The sequence below is a fragment of the Nocardioides convexus genome (genome assembly GCF_011090295.1).
In genome coordinates this window covers 4,138,009-4,152,842 of record NZ_JAAMYA010000001.1, presented here as the reverse complement: position 1 = coordinate 4,152,842, position 14,834 = coordinate 4,138,009, and the positions used below count along the sequence as shown (strand labels likewise).

The window sequence follows — 14,834 nt, the reverse complement described above, 5'->3', positions numbered from 1 at the left end:
GTGATCTGTCGGGGCGACAGGACTCGAACCTGCGGTCTCCTGCTCCCAAAGCAGGCGCGCTAGCCACTACGCTACGCCCCGTCGAGCGGTCCGCCGGCGGGCGGTGGACCGCACTTCGAGGGGATGACGGGAATCGAACCCGCGTAATCAGTTTGGAAGACTGAGGCTCTACCATTGAGTCTACATCCCCGATGCTCGCGGCGCGCTCGCGCACGCCGAAAGGCACGGGCAATCGTGCCACACCGGCACTGCCCCGCCGTAACCGAGGGCGGGCCCCGGGCCGCCGCTCAGGCCGACGGTCGAGCCGACGGTCAGGGACGCCGGTGGACCAGCAGCAGCGCGCGGTCGTCGTCGGGCGAGCCGACGGCGCCGACCAGGCGGTCCGCGAGACCGTCCCAGGAGTCGCGCAGCAGGGCCTCCGCGGTGCCCATCATCTCGTCGATCCCGAGACCGATGTCGCGCCGCGGCTCCTCGACCATCCCGTCGGTGTAGAGCAGCAGGCTGTCGCCGGGCGCGAGCCGGCCCCGGTAGGCGTCGTACGCGACGTCCTCGACGATGCCGAGCACGGGACCCTCGGCGCGCAGCACCTGCCAGCGCCCGGAGCCGGCGTGGCGCTGCACGGCCGGTGGGTGCCCGGCGCTGCGCAGACTCGAAGGCTCCGGTCGCGAGGTCCACCGAGACGTGGACGGCCGTGGCGAAGCCCTCCTCCCACGCACGCTGGAGGAGGTAGTCGTTGGCCGCCGGCAGGAAGCGGTCCGCCGGCAGCGCGCCGACCAGGCCGCCCATCGCGCCGGAGAGCCTGGAGAGCCCGGGTGCCGGCGCCCTCGCCCTTGCCGGACACGTCGACCACGACCAGACTCGATCCGGCCGCCGCGCTCGCTGCCCGTCGCGACGAAGAAGTCCCCGGCGAAGGCGGAGCCGCCGGCCGAGGCGAGGGCGGACTGGACGAGCCACTGCGGGGGCAGGGCGGGGATCTCGCCCTGGGCCAGGATCCGGTCGCGCAGGTCGACGAGCATCGACTCCCCGCGCATCCGGGCCACGCTGAGCCCGCGGCGGCTGCGCGCGATCGCGATCACGGCGAGGGTGATGACGTACATGAGGACGACCGAGATCGCCGTACGGGCCGTCCAGGAGTCCTGCAGGGCGGAGGCGACGCTGAGCACGAGCACCATGTAGGCCGCGAACCACGGCAGCGCGCGGCTGCTGAGCATCAGCACCGCGATCACCAGGGGCAGGAACGCCAGCGTGATCGGCACGTCGTCGGGGCACATCGCGATCCCGACGAGCACGCCGGCGGAGAACACCGCGAGCAGCACGGCGATCCCGCGGTCACTGGTGAACCAGCGGCGCGACACGGTGATCATCGGGCCGCCCGGCTACGGAACACCGGCTGGCAGCGCGCGCACCAGAACAGGTTGCGGCCGCCGAGGACCTGGGTGCGCACCGGGCGCGCGCAGACGTGGCAGGGCTGACCGGTACGGCGGTAGACGTAGACCTCGCCGCCGTGGTCGTCCACCCGCGGCGCACGCCCCATCGCCTCGGGCAGGTGCTCGGGGCGGACGGTGTCGATCCGTCCGCTCAGCACGCCCTCCCCCATCAGCACCACCAGATCGTCCCAGATCGCGCGCCACTGTGAGGGCCGAAGTGAGCGACCGGGGCGAAGTGGGTGGATCCGGTGCCGGAAGAGCACCTCGGCCCGGTAGACGTTGCCGACCCCGGCGAGCACCGACTGGTCCATCAGCAGGGTGCCGATCGGGGCGCTGCTGGTGCTGATCCGCGCCCAGGCCCGGTCCGGGTCGGCGTCCGCGCGCAGCGGGTCCGGGCCGATGCGGGCCAGGACCGCGTCCCGCTCGGCCGCGGTGACCAGCGCGCAGCGGTTGGCGCCACGCAGGTCGGCGTAGGCCCCCGGACGGACCAGGCGCAGGCGCACCTGCCCCACCGGGTCCGGTACGTCGGCCACGTCGTCGTGCACGTCGAAGGTGCCGTACAGGCCCAGGTGCACGTGCACGAAGAGCTCGTTCTCGAAGCGGACGAACAGTTGCTTGCCCCACGCGTCCGCGTCGAGCAGCCGGGTGCCGTCGACCCGCGCCGCACCGTCGGCGAAGCGGCCCTGCGGGCTGCCGGCCCGGACCCGGTGACCGCCGAAGACGGAGGTCAGTGCGCCCGCGAGGCGGTGGAGGGTGTGCCCCTCAGGCATCGCCGTGCCCGAGATGCCCCTCTCGACGAGCAGAGGCGGGCAGGGGCGGGAGCTCGCCGGTGGTCTCGTAGGAGGACATCTGGGCGATCCGGCGCACGTGCCGCTCGTCGCCGGAGAAGGGCGTGGTGAGGAAGACCTCGACCAGGTGGGTCATCTCGTCCAGGGTGTGCATCCGGCCACCGACCGCGACCACCCAGGCGTCGTTGTGCTCGCGGGCCAGTGAGGCGGTCTGCTCCGACCAGGCCAGCGCGGCGCGGATGCCCTCGACCTTGTTGGCCGCTATCTGCTCGCCGTTGCCCGACCCGCCGATCACCACGCCGAGGCTGTCGAGCCCGTCGGCCCGGTCCTCGGCCACCCCGGCCGCCGCACGGATGCAGAAGACGGGGTAGTCGTCGACCGCGTCGTAGACGAACGGGCCGTGGTCGACCGGCTCGTAGCCGTGGTCGGTCAGCCAGCCGATGAGGTGGGACTTGAGACCGAGGCCGGCGTGGTCGCAGCCGAGGTGGACGCGCATGGGACCGATTGTCTCAGGCGGGGCGCGGCGGGGTGGCGGGGGCTGCAGGAATCCCCGCTGAAGCGGGGATTCCTACGGTTACTGACCGTTGCAACGGTCAGTAACCGTAGGAAGAGGTCAAGAAGCAGGAGCGCCGGGGCGGGTCAGGCCCGGTGCAGGCGCCGGGCCGCCTCGGCGATCGAGCCGCTGATGGAGGGGTAGACCGTGAACGTCTGCGCCACCTGGTCCGCGGTCAGCCGCTCGGTCACCGCGAGCGCGACCGGGTGGATCGGCTCCGAGGCGCGCGGGCCGACGACCACGCCGCCGAGCACGCTGCGCGAGCCGGGGGCGACGAAGAGCCTTCACGAAGCCGTCGACGATGCCCTGCATCTTGGCCCGGGCGTTGGTCGCGAGCGGCTGGACGACGACCTCGGCCAGCACCTCGCCGGCGTCGACCTGCTGCTGGGTGACCCCGACGGTGGCGATCTCGGGCGAGGTGAAGACGTTGGAGGCGACGACGGACAGGTCCAACGGGATCACCGCGTCGCCGAGCACGTGGGCCATCGCGATCCGGCCCTGCATGGCGGCGACGGAGGCGAGCATGAAGACGCCGGTGCAGTCCCCGGCGGCGTACACGCCGGTGGCGGAGGTGCGCGAGACCCGGTCGACCTTCACGAAGCCGCCCTCGTCGAGGACGACCCCGGCCTCCTCCAGGCCCAGGCCCGCGGTGTTCGGGACCGAGCCGAGGGCCAGGATGCAGTGCGAGCCGGTGACCTCGCGGCCGTCCTGCAGGGTGACGGTGACGGTGTCGCCGTCGCGGGTGACCGACTGCATCCGCGAGCGGGAGAGGACGGTCATCCCGCGCCGGGTGGACACGTCCTCCAGGACCTGCGCGGCGTCCTGGTCCTCGCCGGGCAGCACCCGGTCACGGGAGGAGACGAGGGTGACCGGGACGCCGAGCACCTGGTAGGCGCTCGCGAACTCCGCGCCGGTCACACCGGAGCCGACCACGATCACGTGCTCGGGCAGACTCGTCGAGGTCGTAGACCTGCTCCCAGGTCAGGATCCGCTCGCCGTCCGGCAGCGCGCTGGGGAGCACCCGCGGCGCGGCACCGGTCGCGACGAGCACCGCGTCGGCGTCGTACGTCGCCTCGGAGCCGTCGCCCAGGGTGGCGACCACCCGCGCCGGACCGTCCAGCCGGCCGCGGCCGTGGACGACGGTCACGCCCTCGCGGGCCAGCCGGCTCTCGATGTCGGCGGACTGGGCCAGGGCGAGGCTCCTTGACGCGCTGGTTGACCCGGGCCAGGTCCACCCGCGGCGGCGCCACCTCGATGCCGAGTCTCGCCGGCCTCGCCGAGGTCGCTCATCACCTCGGCCGTCGCGATCAGGGTCTTGCTGGGCACGCAGTCGGTGAGCACCGCCGAGCCGCCCACCCCGTCGGAGTCGACGACGACGACCTCCGCGCCGAGTCTGCGCGGCGACCAGCGCCGACTCGTAGCCACCGGGTCCGCCACCGAGGATCACGACACGGGTCATGGGCTCATTCTTGCAGCCGGTGGCACCGCACCCGCGGCCAGCATGCGCTCCGATGAGCGAGCGCCGGCGTCCGGGTCTCCTCGTGCAGGGACGGATCCCCACCTCCCACGGCCGCCGGCAAGGTGCTCTGGCACTTCACCGTGTCGTTGGACGGCTTCGTCGCCGGTCCCGGGCACGACATGAGCCTGGCTGACCGGCTTCGAGATCCGCCCCGGGCTGATCGAGGCCCTACGACGGCACGACGGGGACGATCGTCGCGGGGCGGGTCGACCTCCACGTCGTACCCGTCCTGCTGGACGAGGGGATCCGCCTGCTCGCCGACGCGGGCGGTCCTCCCGTGCGGATGGAGCGGGTCGTCGGGGACCGCGCGGACCCGGTAGCGGCCGACGTCCGCTACCGGCCGCTGCCGCTCAGAGGTTGATCATGTGGCCGGCGATCCCGTGGATCGCCTCCTTCACGGCCTCCGACAGCGTCGGGTGGGCGAACACGTTGCGGCCGACCTCGTCCGCGGTCAGGTCCCACTTCTGCGCCAGGGTCAGCGCCGGGAGCAGACTCGGTGACGTCCGGGCCGATCAGGTGCGCGCCGAGGATCTCGTTGTGCTCGGCGTCCGCGACGATCTTGACGAAGCCGACGCCCTCACCGAGGCCCTGGGCCTTGCCGTTGGCGGAGAAGGGGAAGGAGGCCGTCTTGACGTCGTACCCCTTGTCCTTGGCCTGCTGCTCGCTGTAGCCGAAGGACCCGATCTGCGGCTGGCAGTACGTCGCCCGGGGGACGAAGTCGTACTCGACCGGCATCGTCTCGGCACCCGCGATGGTCTCGGCCGCCACGATGCCCTGTGCCTCCGCGACGTGGGCGAGCATCAGGCTTCGCGGTCACGTCGCCGATGGCGTAGACGCCCTCGACGTTGGTGCGGCAGTACTCGTCGATCGCGATCGCGCCGCGGTCGGTGGTCTGGACGCCGGTGGCTTCCAGGCCGTAGCCCTCGGTGCGCGGGGCGAAGCCGAAGGCCGCGAGGAACTTGTCGGCCTCGAGCACCTGCTCCTCGCCGCCGCCGGCGGGCGCGACGGTGACTTTCACGCCGGAACCGGTGTCCTCGACGCCCTTGACGGCGGTCGAGGTGAGCACCTTCACGCCGAGCTTCTTGTAGTGCTTGGCGAGCCTCCTTGGACACGTCGGCGTCCTCGGTCGGCACCATCCGGTCGAGGAACTCCACGATCGTGACGTCCACGCCGAAGTTCTTCAGCACGTAGGCGAACTCGACGCCGATCGCACCGGAGCCGCCGATGATGATCGAGGAGGGGACGGTCTCATCGAGGATCTGCTCCTCGTAGGAAACGATGTTCTTGCCGTTGACCTCCACGCCGGGCACGGTGCGCACGGTGGCGCCGGCGGCGATGATGAGGTTGTCGCAGGTGTACTCCGCGGTGGAGCCGTCCTCGGCCTTCACCGAGACCGTCTTCGGGCCGGTGAGCGTGCCCCAGCCGTCGACCTCGGTGATCTTGTTCTTCTTCATCAGGTAGTGGACGCCCTTGACGATGCCGGCGCTGACCTGGCGCGAGCGCTTGTGCGTCGGGGCGAAGGCCATCGTCGCGTCACCCTCGATGCCGTACTTGGCCTTCTCGTGGGTGAGCGTGTGGGCGAGACTCGGCGTTCTTCAGCAGCGCCTTCGACGGGATGCAGCCGACGTTGAGACAGACGCCGCCCCAGTACTTCTTCTCGATCACGGCAACCGACTTGCCGAGTCTGGGAGGCGCGGATCGCGGCGACGTACCCACCGGGGCCGGCACCGAGGACGAGGACATCGAAGTGGGTCACGCGACCAGCCTAGTCCGCCGCTCACGGCGAGGTCCGAAGGGTGCCGGGCGTCACGTTCGGCGTCCCGCCGCGTTGATCCCCGGGGGGTACGACGGGGGGTCGGCCCGGCAGAGGAGATGGTCGTCGGATGATGCGCATCGGCAGCGTGGTGCTCGCGAGCGTGCTCGCCCTGGGCGGGCAGGCGCTGGTCGCGCCCGCCCCGGCGCCGGCGAGCCCGCCGGCTGTGACAGCCGCCTCGGCGGGCCTGCTCGACGTGGTCGTGACCCTGCGGCCCGGGACCGACCCGGCCACCGCGGCGCGCTCCCTGGTGAGCGCCCGGGGCGGCACGGTGACGGCGCTGTTCTCCAGCGCGCTCCACGGCTTCGCCGCGACCCTGACCGGCACCCTGCTCGCCACGCTGCGCGGGGACGCGCGGGTGCGCTCGGTCGAGCTCGAGCAGACCTTCCGCGCCTCGGCCACCCAGACCCCGACGCCGAGCCTGGGGCCTCGACCGGATCGACCAGCGGGCACTGCCCCTCAACCGGGCCTACACGTTCACCCGGATGGGCCTCGGCGTGGACGTCTACGTCGTCGACACCGGCATCTACACCCGGCATCCCGACTTCGGCGGCCGGGCCGTCCCCGGGTGGGACTACGTCGACAAGGACAGCACCCCGCAGGACTGCAACGGCCACGGGACGCACGTCGCCGGGACGGCCAGCGCGGGCCGCTACGGCGTGGCGAAGCGGGCTCGCCTGATCGCCGTACGGGTGCTGGGGTGCGACGGCGCGGGCGAGACCTCGACCGTCGTCGCCGGCCTGGACTGGGTGACCCGCCACCACCGCGCGGGCAAGCCCGCCGTGGTCAACCTGAGCCTCGGCGGCCCGGTGTCGGCCGCGCTCGACACCGCCGTGCGCAACGTCCTCGCCGACGGGGTCAGCGTCGTGGTCGCTGCCGGCAACGACAACGCCGACGCCTGCGCCTCCTCCCCCGGCCGGGTCCCCGGCGTGCTCACCGTCGGCGCCAGCGACCGCAACGACGCGCGGGCGAGCTTCTCCAACATCGGCTCCTGCGTCGACCTCTTCGCTCCCGGCGTCGGCATCGCCTCGACCTGGAACGACGGGCGGGCCAAGGTGCTCAGCGGCACCTCGATGGCCGCCCCGCACGTCGCCGGCGCGGTCGCGCTCTACCTGCAGAGCCACCCGAGCGCGTCACCCGCGACCGTCCACGCCGCGATCGTCGGCAGCGCGACCCCGGGCCGGGTCAGCGGCACGGCCCCGCAGTGCCTGCTCTTCCTGTGCTCGGCCGGCACGCCGGGCAACGGTCTGCTCTACGTGCGCTGACCCGCATCACCCCACGCACTAGCCTGACTCCCGTGACGTCGTACGCCGCCTACGGCACCAACCTCGACCCGCTCCGCATGGGTGAGCGCTGCCCGCACTCGCCGCTACAGACGACCGGCTGGCTCAGCGGGTGGCGGCTGACCTTCGGCGGCGAGGAGCACGGCTGGGACGGCGCCCTGGCGACGATCGTGCAGGATCCCTTCGAGCAGGTCTTCGTCGCGATCTACGACGTCAGCCCGCTCGACGAGCCCAACCTGGACCAGTGGGAGTCCGCCGACTCCGGGCTCTACCGGCGCACCAAGGTGCGGATCTCCACGATGGTCGGGGAGACGGTGGCGTGGACCTACGTGCTGGACGCCTACGAGGGCGGGTTGCCCTCGGCGTCGTACCTCGGGGTGATCGCGGACGCCGCCGAGGCCGCCGACGCACCGGCCGACTACGTCGCGGCGCTGCGCCGCCGCGACTGCCGCTCGACCGGCCTCTGACCCCCGCGCGCCCCGGCGTGACCCCGGGAAATGTGAACCGTTGTCACGTTGTGCGCACGTCCTTCCGGCTCCGCCGTGCCCTGACGACCACCGCCGGCGCCCTCGCGGTCGCCGCTCTCGCCGCGTGCGGGACCGCGGTCCCCGACGACACCCGGACCGAGGAGGACGGGACCCGCGGGCTGCCGGTCGCGATCCGCCCCGCCGCGTCCGGGCTGCGCTCGGTGATGTGGGTCGGCAACAACTGGGAGGGCACCGCGAGCATCGTGGACGCGCACTCGCTCGAGGTGCTCAAGCGCGGCGTGAACCTGGTCCCGGACAAGGCCGAGGAGACCCAGCGGATCCTCAAGGACCCCGTCGCCACCGTGTTCTACCTCGCGATCAACGCCGGCCCCGGCCAGGGCCACGACCAGTACGTCGACGACATGTTCACCACCATGGACGGCAAGTACCTCGCGGTCTCCCGGCCCAGGCCTTCGCCGACGTGGTCTGGATCGACATCGCCAAGGCGACCGCCGGGCGCACCGACTCGATCGTGCGCGAGCAGCAGATGGACGGCTACCGCACCGACCACATGCAGATCTCCAACGACGGCTCGCGGCTGCTGGTCTCCGACTCCACGGCCCGCCAGGTCATCGAGTACTCCATGGTCGACCGCACCCTGCCCGACGGCAGCCGGATCAAGGTCGGCGACCGGCTGCGCACCTTCGTCTCCGGCGAGACCCCGCACGAGAGCAACTACACCGAGGACGGCAGCAAGATCCTGCACGCCTCGATCGGGCGGGTCTACACCCCGCTCGACGACCTCGACCCCGCCGACGGCAGTCTGCTCGGGCTCCCCCTCGGTGGCCTGGGCCGGCTGCTGGGGCTGGACAGGCTGATCGCCGCGCTGCCCTGGTCCGCGCTCGACGGCGCGGTGAAGTCCGACCGCTGGCTGCAGTACGTCGACGCCACGACCTTCGAGGTCCTGGACCGCTGGGACATGGGCAAGGAGCTCGCCGAGGCCGGCTACCCCGGGATGAGCAGCGCGGTCCGGCCCGTCGCGGTGCACCCCGACGGCCGGTTGCTCTACCTGCAGGTCTCCTTCCTGCACGGCTACGTCGTCTTCGACACCGAGGCGCCCGACCTGAACGGCCGCACCGACTACACCCTGGGCGGGGAGTCGGAGCCGGCGAAGGGCGCGGTCACCGGCGTCGTGCAGGCTGGAGAACCGGGTGCCGGCGATGCCGCGCGAGGCCTACGTCAACGACTCCGCCCACCACGGCATCGCGACCAGCGCGGACGGCCGCACGCTGTGCGTCGCCGGCACGATGGACGACTACGCCGCGCTCGTGGACGCGCGGACCGGCGCGGCGACGTACTTCGACGCGCGGACGACCGGGCACGACTACGGCAAGCCGTACTGGTCGACCGAGGGCCTCGACGAGACCTGCTGGGTCTCCCTGTCCGACGACGACGCCGTCGCGGTGCTCTCCACCCGGACCGGCAAGGAGCCTGGCGTACCTGCCGGTCGGCAAGCACCCGCAGCGGGTCCGCCACGGCTACGTCCCCGAGGCCGTCGTCGCCTCCTGGTGACGGGTACTCTCGCCGCGTGACCGAGACCCCCACGCCGTACGACCTGGCCGAGCAGGCCGCCGCCCGTCTCGCCGAGCCTGACCGGCGTGGAGCGCCACGACGTCGCGCTGGTGCTCGGCTCCGGCTGGCTGCCCGCGGCGGAGGCACTCGACCCGACAGGCGAGAACACCACCGAGATCTCGGTGACCGACCTGCCCGGGTTCAACGCCTCCGCGGTCGCCGGGCACTCCGGCAAGATCCGCTCGATCCGGGTCTCCGGCGAGGACGGCGACCGGCACCTGCTGGCGTTCCTCAGCCGCACGCACTACTACGAGGGCAAGGGCGTCGCGGCCGTCGTGCACGGCGTGCGCACCGCCGCCGCCGCCGGCTGCCGCGCGATCGTGCTCACCAACGGCTGCGGCGGGCTCAAGGAGACCTGGACGCCCGGCACGCCGGTGCTGATCAGCGACCACATCAACCTCACCGGCCAGTCGCCGATCGTCGGCGCGAACTTCGTCGACCTCACCGACCTCTACTCCACCCGCCTGCGCGAGCCTGTGCCGCACCATCGCCCCCGACCTGGACGAGGGCGTCTACGTGCAGTTCACCGGCCCGCACTACGAGACCCCGGCCGAGGTGCGGATGGCCGGCATCCTCGGCGGCCACCTGGTCGGGATGAGCACCACCCTGGAGGCGATCGCGGCGCGCGAGGCCGGGATGGAGATCCTCGGCATCAGCCTGGTCACCAACCTGGCCGCCGGCCTGAGCGGCGAGCCGCTCAACCACGAGGAGGTCCTCGAGGCCGGCCGCGCCGCGGCCACCCGGATGGGCGACCTGCTCGGGCGGATCGTGCCCCGCATCTGAGGGGAACGCACTCGGGATGGAACCGTACGACGAGGTCGAGGCCTCCTACACCCGATTCGCCGTCGAGGCCGCGGACTCCGCGACCTTCGTGGACTGGGCGACCGGCGTCGCCGGCGACCCGGAGGTGCGGGCCTGGATCGCCGCCCTGCCCGAGGTCAAGCAGCAGCCGAACCTCGTCTTCGCCGCGGCCCGCCACCACGGCGTACGGGCGCCGGGGTCCTACGACGCGCTGCGCGAAGCCCTGCTCGGCGACGACGGCACGATCCGCGCGACGATCCTCGACCGCTCCACGCAGACCAACGAGGTCGGCCGGCTGGCCACGCTGGTCCCGGCCTTCGCCTCCTTCGACGGACCGCTCGCCCTGCTGGAGGTCGGCGCCTCGGCCGGCCTGTGCCTCTACCCGGACCGGTGGGGCTACCGGTGGTCGACGGACGCCGGGGAGGTGGTCCTCGGCGAGGAGCCCCGGCTGTCCTGCGCGGTCCGCGGGTCCGCTCCCCTGCCGCGCACGCTGCCCCAGGTCGCCTGGCGCGGCGGGATCGACCTCAACCCGCTCGACGTCACCGACCGCGACGCCACGGACTGGCTGGAGACCCTGGTCTGGCCGGAGCAGGACGAGCGTCGTGCCCGGCTGCGGCAGGCTGTCGAGATCGCCCGCCGCGAGCCGCCGGCCCTGGTCCGCGGCGACCTGCTCACCACGCTGCCCGCGCTGGTCGAGGAGGCCTCCGCGCACGGCACCGTGGTGGTCTTCCACAGCGCCGTCATCGCCTACCTGCCCCCGCCCCTGCGGCAGGAGTACGACGCCCTGATCCGCGGCCTCGTCACCGACGGCCGGTGCCACTGGGTCAGCAACGAGGCGCCCCAGGTGCTCCCCTCGATCACCGGGACCGGGCCCGCCGCGACGAACGACGAGCCCGGCTTCGTGCTCGGCGTCGACGGCCGGATGGTGGCCCGGACCCACGGTCACGGGCGCTGGCTGGAGTGGGTCGGCTGAGGCCTGTGGATGACGGGAGCGAGTGAGCGCCCGGTCATGCAGGGTGGTCGCCATGGACCACAGGAGGCACCATGGGAGTCATGACGATCGTCCGACCGCCGGTGCTGGAGCGCGGGGACGTGATCGTGCGCGAGGGACCGTTCACGATCGCCGAGCGCGACGCGATCCCCGAGAACGGCTACCGGCATGAGCCTGCTCGACGGGGTGCTGGTGATGTCGCCGTCACCGCGTGCCCGCCACCAGTCGGTCGTCGGCGAAGCCTGTACGTCCTGCTGAAGGCCGCGGTCCCGCGCGACCTGCAGGTGTTCCTGGCCCCCTTCGACCTGCGTCTGGGCGAACGCACGGCCATCCAGCCGGACATCGTGGTCGTCCGTCGTGCCGACGTCACCGAGGAGGGCGTGCTCGTCGCCCCGCTCCTCGCCGTCGAGGTGCACTCCCCCTCGACCCGGACCTTCGACCTCGGGCCGAAGAAGGAGCCTGCTGGCGGCGGCCGGCTGCCCGGCGTACTGGACGATCGACCCGGCCGGCCCGGAGTCGACGGCGTGGTCGCTCGACGGCGACGCCTACGCCCGCACGACGACCGTGACCGCCCAGGAGACCTGGACGGCCACGGTGCCGTTCGCGGTGACGGTCACGCCCCGCGACCTGCTGGACGACTAGCTGGCGCGGCTCATCCGCCGTACTCCGGCCCACAGCCCGAGCACGCCCACGACCAGTGACGCGGCGAAGCCGGAGGCCAGGGTGCCGAGGTCGTAGGACCCGGCGAAGAGCGCCCGCTCGGTCTCGACGAGGTAGATCTCAGCGGGTTGAGGTCGGAGAGGAAGCGCAGCCAGGCGGGAGCGCCGTCGAGCGGGAGCAGGACGCCGGCGAGCAGCAGGAGCGGGAAGATCACCGTCTGCTGCACGGTCCAGAAGATCCAGGCCTGCTCCTTGGCGGCGATGGCGAGCGCCAGGCTGAGCGCGCCCAGGCCGACGCTGAACGGCACCAGGACGAGGATCCCGAGCAGCACGCCGCCGGCGTGCAGGTCGAAGGCGAAGGGCGTCGCCACGGCCACGATGAGCAGCGTCTGCAGCACCAGCGGCACCATCTCGCGCAGCGCCTTGCCGATCATCAGCGACGAGCGCCGCACCGGCGAGACGAGCAGCCGCTCCAAGGAGCCGCTGACGATCTCCTCCGAGAGGTTCGCGCCCGTGAAGGAGGCACTCATCAGGGCCGTCATCGCGACGATGCCGGGCACGAACCACTGCAACGCCGAGCCGTCCTCGGTCGCGGGCAGCAGCGGTGCGAACAGGCCGAGGAAGACGAGCGGCTGCACCATCGCGAAGAGCACCGACGCGGGCTGGCGCAGCACCGGCTGGAGTCTCTCGGAGCAGCACGTTGGCGATGTCGGCGAGCACGCCGACGGGACGCCCCTGGACCGCCGTACGACGGGCGAGGGTGGGCGTGGTGGTCACGGGAAGGTCGATCTCGACGGTCATGCCGCTGCTCCTTCGGTGGGGGTGGACGGCGCCTCGCGCAGGCTGCGTCCGGTGAGGTTGAGGAAGACGTCGTCGAGGGTGGGCCCGACGACCTCGATCCGGGTGGCCGGCGTGCCGGCGGCGGCCAGGTCGGCGACCAGGCCGGGCGCGGCGTCGCGGCCGAAGGCCGCACGCAGACTCGACGTGCGTCCCGGTGACGACGACCTGTGCGCCGGCGACCCGGTCGGCCCGCTCGGCCGCGGCCCGGGCGGCGTCGGCGGAGGCGAAGTCCAGCGCGACGAGGTCGCCGAGCGCGGACTTCAGTGCGGAGGCGGAGTCGTCGGCGATGACCTGGCCGTGGTCGATCACGATCACCCGGCCGGCGAGCGCGTCGGCCTCCTCCAGGTAGTGGGTGGTCAGCACGATGGTCGTGCCGAGGTCGGCGTTGAGCCGTCGTACCTGCTCCTGGAGGTTGACCCGGTTCTGCGGGTCGAGCCCGGTCGAGGGCTCGTCGAGGAAGAGGACCGGCGGCTCCTGGACGAGCCCGATCGCGACGTCGAGGCGCCGGCGCTGACCGCCGGAGAGCCCGGCGACCGGACGGTCGGCGTGCTCGGTCAGGTCGAAGGCCCCCAGCAGGCTCCTCGGTGCGGGCCCGGGCGTCACGGCGGGACAGCCCGTGCGCGCGGGCCTGGGCCATCACCTCGTCACGGCCGCGGAACTGGTGGCCGGCGGCGTTGCCCTGGCCGACGTACCCGATCGAGCGGCGCACCGCCGCCCGCTCGCGCACCACGTCGTGCCCCGCGACGCTCGCGGTTCCCGAGGTCGGCTCGAGGAGGGTGGTGAGCATCCGCAGCGTCGTGGACTTGCCGGCGCCGTTGGGGCCGAGGAAGGCGACCAGCTCGCCGGCGCCCACCTCCAGGTCGAGGCCGCGCACGGCCTCGATCGTCTGCTTGTTGCGGGTGAAGTGGCGGGTGAGCCCGGCGGTGCGGATCACCGGCCCCTCGGTCGATGTGGGCTTCTTGATCTCCATGGCTCCTACGCTAGGAACCATTGAGGTCAGTTTCTGTCCTGATTCTGAACTAATCTGGGATCCATGAGCACGAGCGCCCGGATGCTGCGCCTCCTGTCCCTGCTGCAGACCCACCGGTTCTGGTCCGGCGGCGACCTGGCCGGCCGGCTGGAGGTCAGCGAGCGCACCCTGCGCCGCGACGTCGAGCGCCTGCGCGACCTGGGCTACGACGTCGACGCGGTCCGCGGCGCGGCCGGGGGCTACCAGGCTGCGAGCGGGCGGGGCGATGGCCCCGCTGCTGCTGGAGGAGGACGAGGCGGTCGCCGTCGCGGTCGGCCTGCGCGCGGCGGCGAACGGCGGCGTGCCCGGCTTCGAGGACACCACGCTCCGGGCGCTCACGAAGGTGATCGCGCTGATGCCGCCACGGCTGCGCCGCCGGATGGGCGCCCTGCAGACCCAGACCGAGGGGATGCCGTGGAGCGGCGGGCCCGTCCTCGACCCCGCCGTGCTCACCACCCTGGCCCAGGCCTGCCGCGACGACGAGGTCGTCTCCTTCGGCTACACCGCCGCCGACGGGAGCGGTACGACGCGCCGGGTCGAGCCGCACCGCCTGGTCAACCTCGGCCGCCGCTGGTACCTCGCGGCCTGGGACCGCGACCGCGGCGACTGGCGCTCGTTCCGCGTCGACCGGATCGCCGAGCCGCCGGCCACGAGCGGCCAGCGCTTCCGCCCGCGCGAGATCCCGGGCGGCGACGCGGCGGCGTACGTCAGCCGGGGTCTGCGCAACCGGCCGCGCAAGCACCGCGTCGTCGTCGAGTCTCGCCGTGCCGGCCGAGACCGCCGAGGCGGCGGTGGGCCGGTGGGCGGAGGTCACCGCGCTCGGCGCGGACCGGTGCCGGATGACGATGGACACCGACACCCTGGACTGGCCGGTGCTGGTGCTCGCCGGGCTGGACTGCAGGTTCACCGTCGAGGGCCCGGCCGAGCCTGACGGACCTGCTGACGCGGCTGGGCAACCGGTTCCTCGGCGCCGTGGGCTGACGTTCTGTCAGAAACTGGTCCCGATCGCCCTGGACACATCTGCGCAGGTCAGCGTCACTGTGAGACGCCTA

The 14,834-nt window shown here is 72.8% G+C and carries 12 protein-coding genes, 2 tRNA genes and 5 pseudogenes; 7 read left to right on the top strand and 12 right to left on the bottom strand.

Annotated features, from left to right (window positions below):
* Positions 1–8 precede the first annotated feature (8 nt).
* From G5V59_RS30835 to G5V59_RS30800, 8 genes and pseudogenes are all read right to left on the bottom strand, one after another.
* Positions 9–81 (bottom strand) — tRNA-Pro (locus G5V59_RS30835).
* A 37-nt stretch (positions 82–118) separates the two neighbouring features.
* Positions 119–190 (bottom strand) — tRNA-Gly (locus G5V59_RS30830).
* Between the two features lie 121 nt (positions 191–311).
* Positions 312–1,364, bottom strand: a complete 1,053-nt coding sequence (locus G5V59_RS30825) for a PP2C family protein-serine/threonine phosphatase (protein ID WP_278259001.1) — start codon at positions 1,362–1,364, stop codon at positions 312–314.
* Entirely contained in the window at positions 1,361–2,197 is an 837-nt protein-coding gene (locus G5V59_RS30820; protein ID WP_278259000.1) for a DNA-formamidopyrimidine glycosylase family protein, read from the bottom strand. The genes G5V59_RS30825 and G5V59_RS30820 overlap by 4 nt, the downstream gene beginning before the upstream one ends.
* On the bottom strand, positions 2,190–2,711 hold the full coding sequence (locus G5V59_RS30815; protein ID WP_278258999.1) for a ribose-5-phosphate isomerase: 522 nt from the start codon (positions 2,709–2,711) through the stop codon (positions 2,190–2,192). The genes G5V59_RS30820 and G5V59_RS30815 overlap by 8 nt, the downstream gene beginning before the upstream one ends.
* A 143-nt stretch (positions 2,712–2,854) precedes the next feature.
* Entirely contained in the window at positions 2,855–3,010 is a 156-nt protein-coding gene (locus tag G5V59_RS30810) for a hypothetical protein (protein WP_278260163.1), read from the bottom strand.
* 100 nt (positions 3,011–3,110) lie between these two features.
* Positions 3,111–3,686, bottom strand: a pseudogene (locus G5V59_RS30805) (FAD-dependent oxidoreductase); the annotation flags it as partial.
* Entirely contained in the window at positions 3,616–4,227 is a 612-nt protein-coding gene (locus G5V59_RS30800; RefSeq protein WP_278258998.1) for an FAD-dependent oxidoreductase, read from the bottom strand. The pseudogene G5V59_RS30805 and the gene G5V59_RS30800, both read right to left, overlap by 71 nt.
* 122 nt (positions 4,228–4,349) lie before the next feature.
* On the opposite strand from G5V59_RS30800, the gene G5V59_RS30795 reads away from it, so the two are divergent.
* Complete coding sequence (locus tag G5V59_RS30795; RefSeq protein WP_278258997.1) at positions 4,350–4,607, top strand: hypothetical protein; 258 nt, start codon at positions 4,350–4,352, stop codon at positions 4,605–4,607.
* A 30-nt stretch (positions 4,608–4,637) separates the two neighbouring features.
* On the opposite strand, the pseudogene lpdA reads toward G5V59_RS30795, so the two are convergent.
* Positions 4,638–6,043 (bottom strand): annotated as a pseudogene (gene lpdA, locus G5V59_RS30790) (dihydrolipoyl dehydrogenase).
* 127 nt (positions 6,044–6,170) lie between these two features.
* On the opposite strand from lpdA, the gene G5V59_RS30785 reads away from it, so the two are divergent.
* From G5V59_RS30785 to G5V59_RS30770, 5 genes and pseudogenes are all read left to right on the top strand, one after another.
* A complete protein-coding gene (locus G5V59_RS30785) occupies positions 6,171–7,850 on the top strand; it encodes a gamma-glutamylcyclotransferase (protein WP_278258996.1) in 1,680 nt (559 codons plus the stop codon).
* Positions 7,851–9,508: 1,658 nt separating this feature from the next.
* Positions 9,509–9,895, top strand: a pseudogene (locus G5V59_RS38075) (purine-nucleoside phosphorylase); the annotation flags it as partial.
* A 103-nt stretch (positions 9,896–9,998) separates the two neighbouring features.
* Complete coding sequence (locus G5V59_RS38070) at positions 9,999–10,265, top strand: hypothetical protein (RefSeq protein ID WP_341351073.1); 267 nt, start codon at positions 9,999–10,001, stop codon at positions 10,263–10,265.
* A gap of 16 nt (positions 10,266–10,281) precedes the next feature.
* Positions 10,282–11,256, top strand: coding sequence for a DUF2332 domain-containing protein (locus G5V59_RS30775; protein WP_278258995.1), 975 nt, complete (start codon positions 10,282–10,284; stop codon positions 11,254–11,256).
* A gap of 80 nt (positions 11,257–11,336) precedes the next feature.
* Complete coding sequence (locus tag G5V59_RS30770; protein WP_278258994.1) at positions 11,337–11,975, top strand: Uma2 family endonuclease; 639 nt, start codon at positions 11,337–11,339, stop codon at positions 11,973–11,975.
* Here G5V59_RS30770 and G5V59_RS30765 read toward each other — a convergent pair.
* The 3 genes and pseudogenes from G5V59_RS30765 to G5V59_RS30755 form a co-directional block, all read right to left on the bottom strand.
* The gene (locus G5V59_RS30765; RefSeq protein ID WP_278258993.1) at positions 11,927–12,586 is read right to left on the bottom strand and encodes an ABC transporter permease; all 660 of its coding nucleotides are present in this window, start codon (positions 12,584–12,586) and stop codon (positions 11,927–11,929) included. The genes G5V59_RS30770 and G5V59_RS30765 overlap by 49 nt on opposite strands.
* A gap of 688 nt (positions 12,587–13,274) precedes the next feature.
* Positions 13,275–13,376: pseudogene (locus G5V59_RS30760) on the bottom strand (hypothetical protein); the annotation flags it as partial.
* A 97-nt stretch (positions 13,377–13,473) separates the two neighbouring features.
* A pseudogene (locus G5V59_RS30755) lies at positions 13,474–13,743 on the bottom strand (ATP-binding cassette domain-containing protein); the annotation flags it as partial.
* 265 nt (positions 13,744–14,008) lie between these two features.
* Between G5V59_RS30755 and G5V59_RS30745 the strand changes: the two are divergent.
* Positions 14,009–14,713 carry a WYL domain-containing protein gene (locus tag G5V59_RS30745; RefSeq protein WP_278258992.1) on the top strand — a complete coding sequence of 235 codons (705 nt, stop codon included), beginning with the start codon at positions 14,009–14,011 and terminating at the stop codon, positions 14,711–14,713.
* Positions 14,714–14,834 lie beyond the last annotated feature (121 nt).

Bases quoted from the DNA above. Each gene is read 5' to 3' on its own strand.
- G5V59_RS30825 (WP_278259001.1), bottom strand. From the start codon at position 1,364: ATGATCACCGTGTCGCGCCGCTGGTTCACCAGTGACCGCGGGATCGCC.
- G5V59_RS30770 (WP_278258994.1), top strand. From the start codon at position 11,337: ATGACGATCGTCCGACCGCCGGTGCTGGAGCGCGGGGACGTGATCGTG.
- G5V59_RS30775 (WP_278258995.1), top strand. From the start codon at position 10,282: ATGGAACCGTACGACGAGGTCGAGGCCTCCTACACCCGATTCGCCGTC.
- G5V59_RS30815 (WP_278258999.1), bottom strand. From the start codon at position 2,711: ATGCGCGTCCACCTCGGCTGCGACCACGCCGGCCTCGGTCTCAAGTCC.
- G5V59_RS30785 (WP_278258996.1), top strand. From the start codon at position 6,171: ATGATGCGCATCGGCAGCGTGGTGCTCGCGAGCGTGCTCGCCCTGGGC.
- G5V59_RS30800 (WP_278258998.1), bottom strand. From the start codon at position 4,227: ATGACCCGTGTCGTGATCCTCGGTGGCGGACCCGGTGGCTACGAGTCG.
- G5V59_RS30820 (WP_278259000.1), bottom strand. From the start codon at position 2,197: ATGCCTGAGGGGCACACCCTCCACCGCCTCGCGGGCGCACTGACCTCC.
- G5V59_RS30745 (WP_278258992.1), top strand. From the start codon at position 14,009: ATGGCCCCGCTGCTGCTGGAGGAGGACGAGGCGGTCGCCGTCGCGGTC.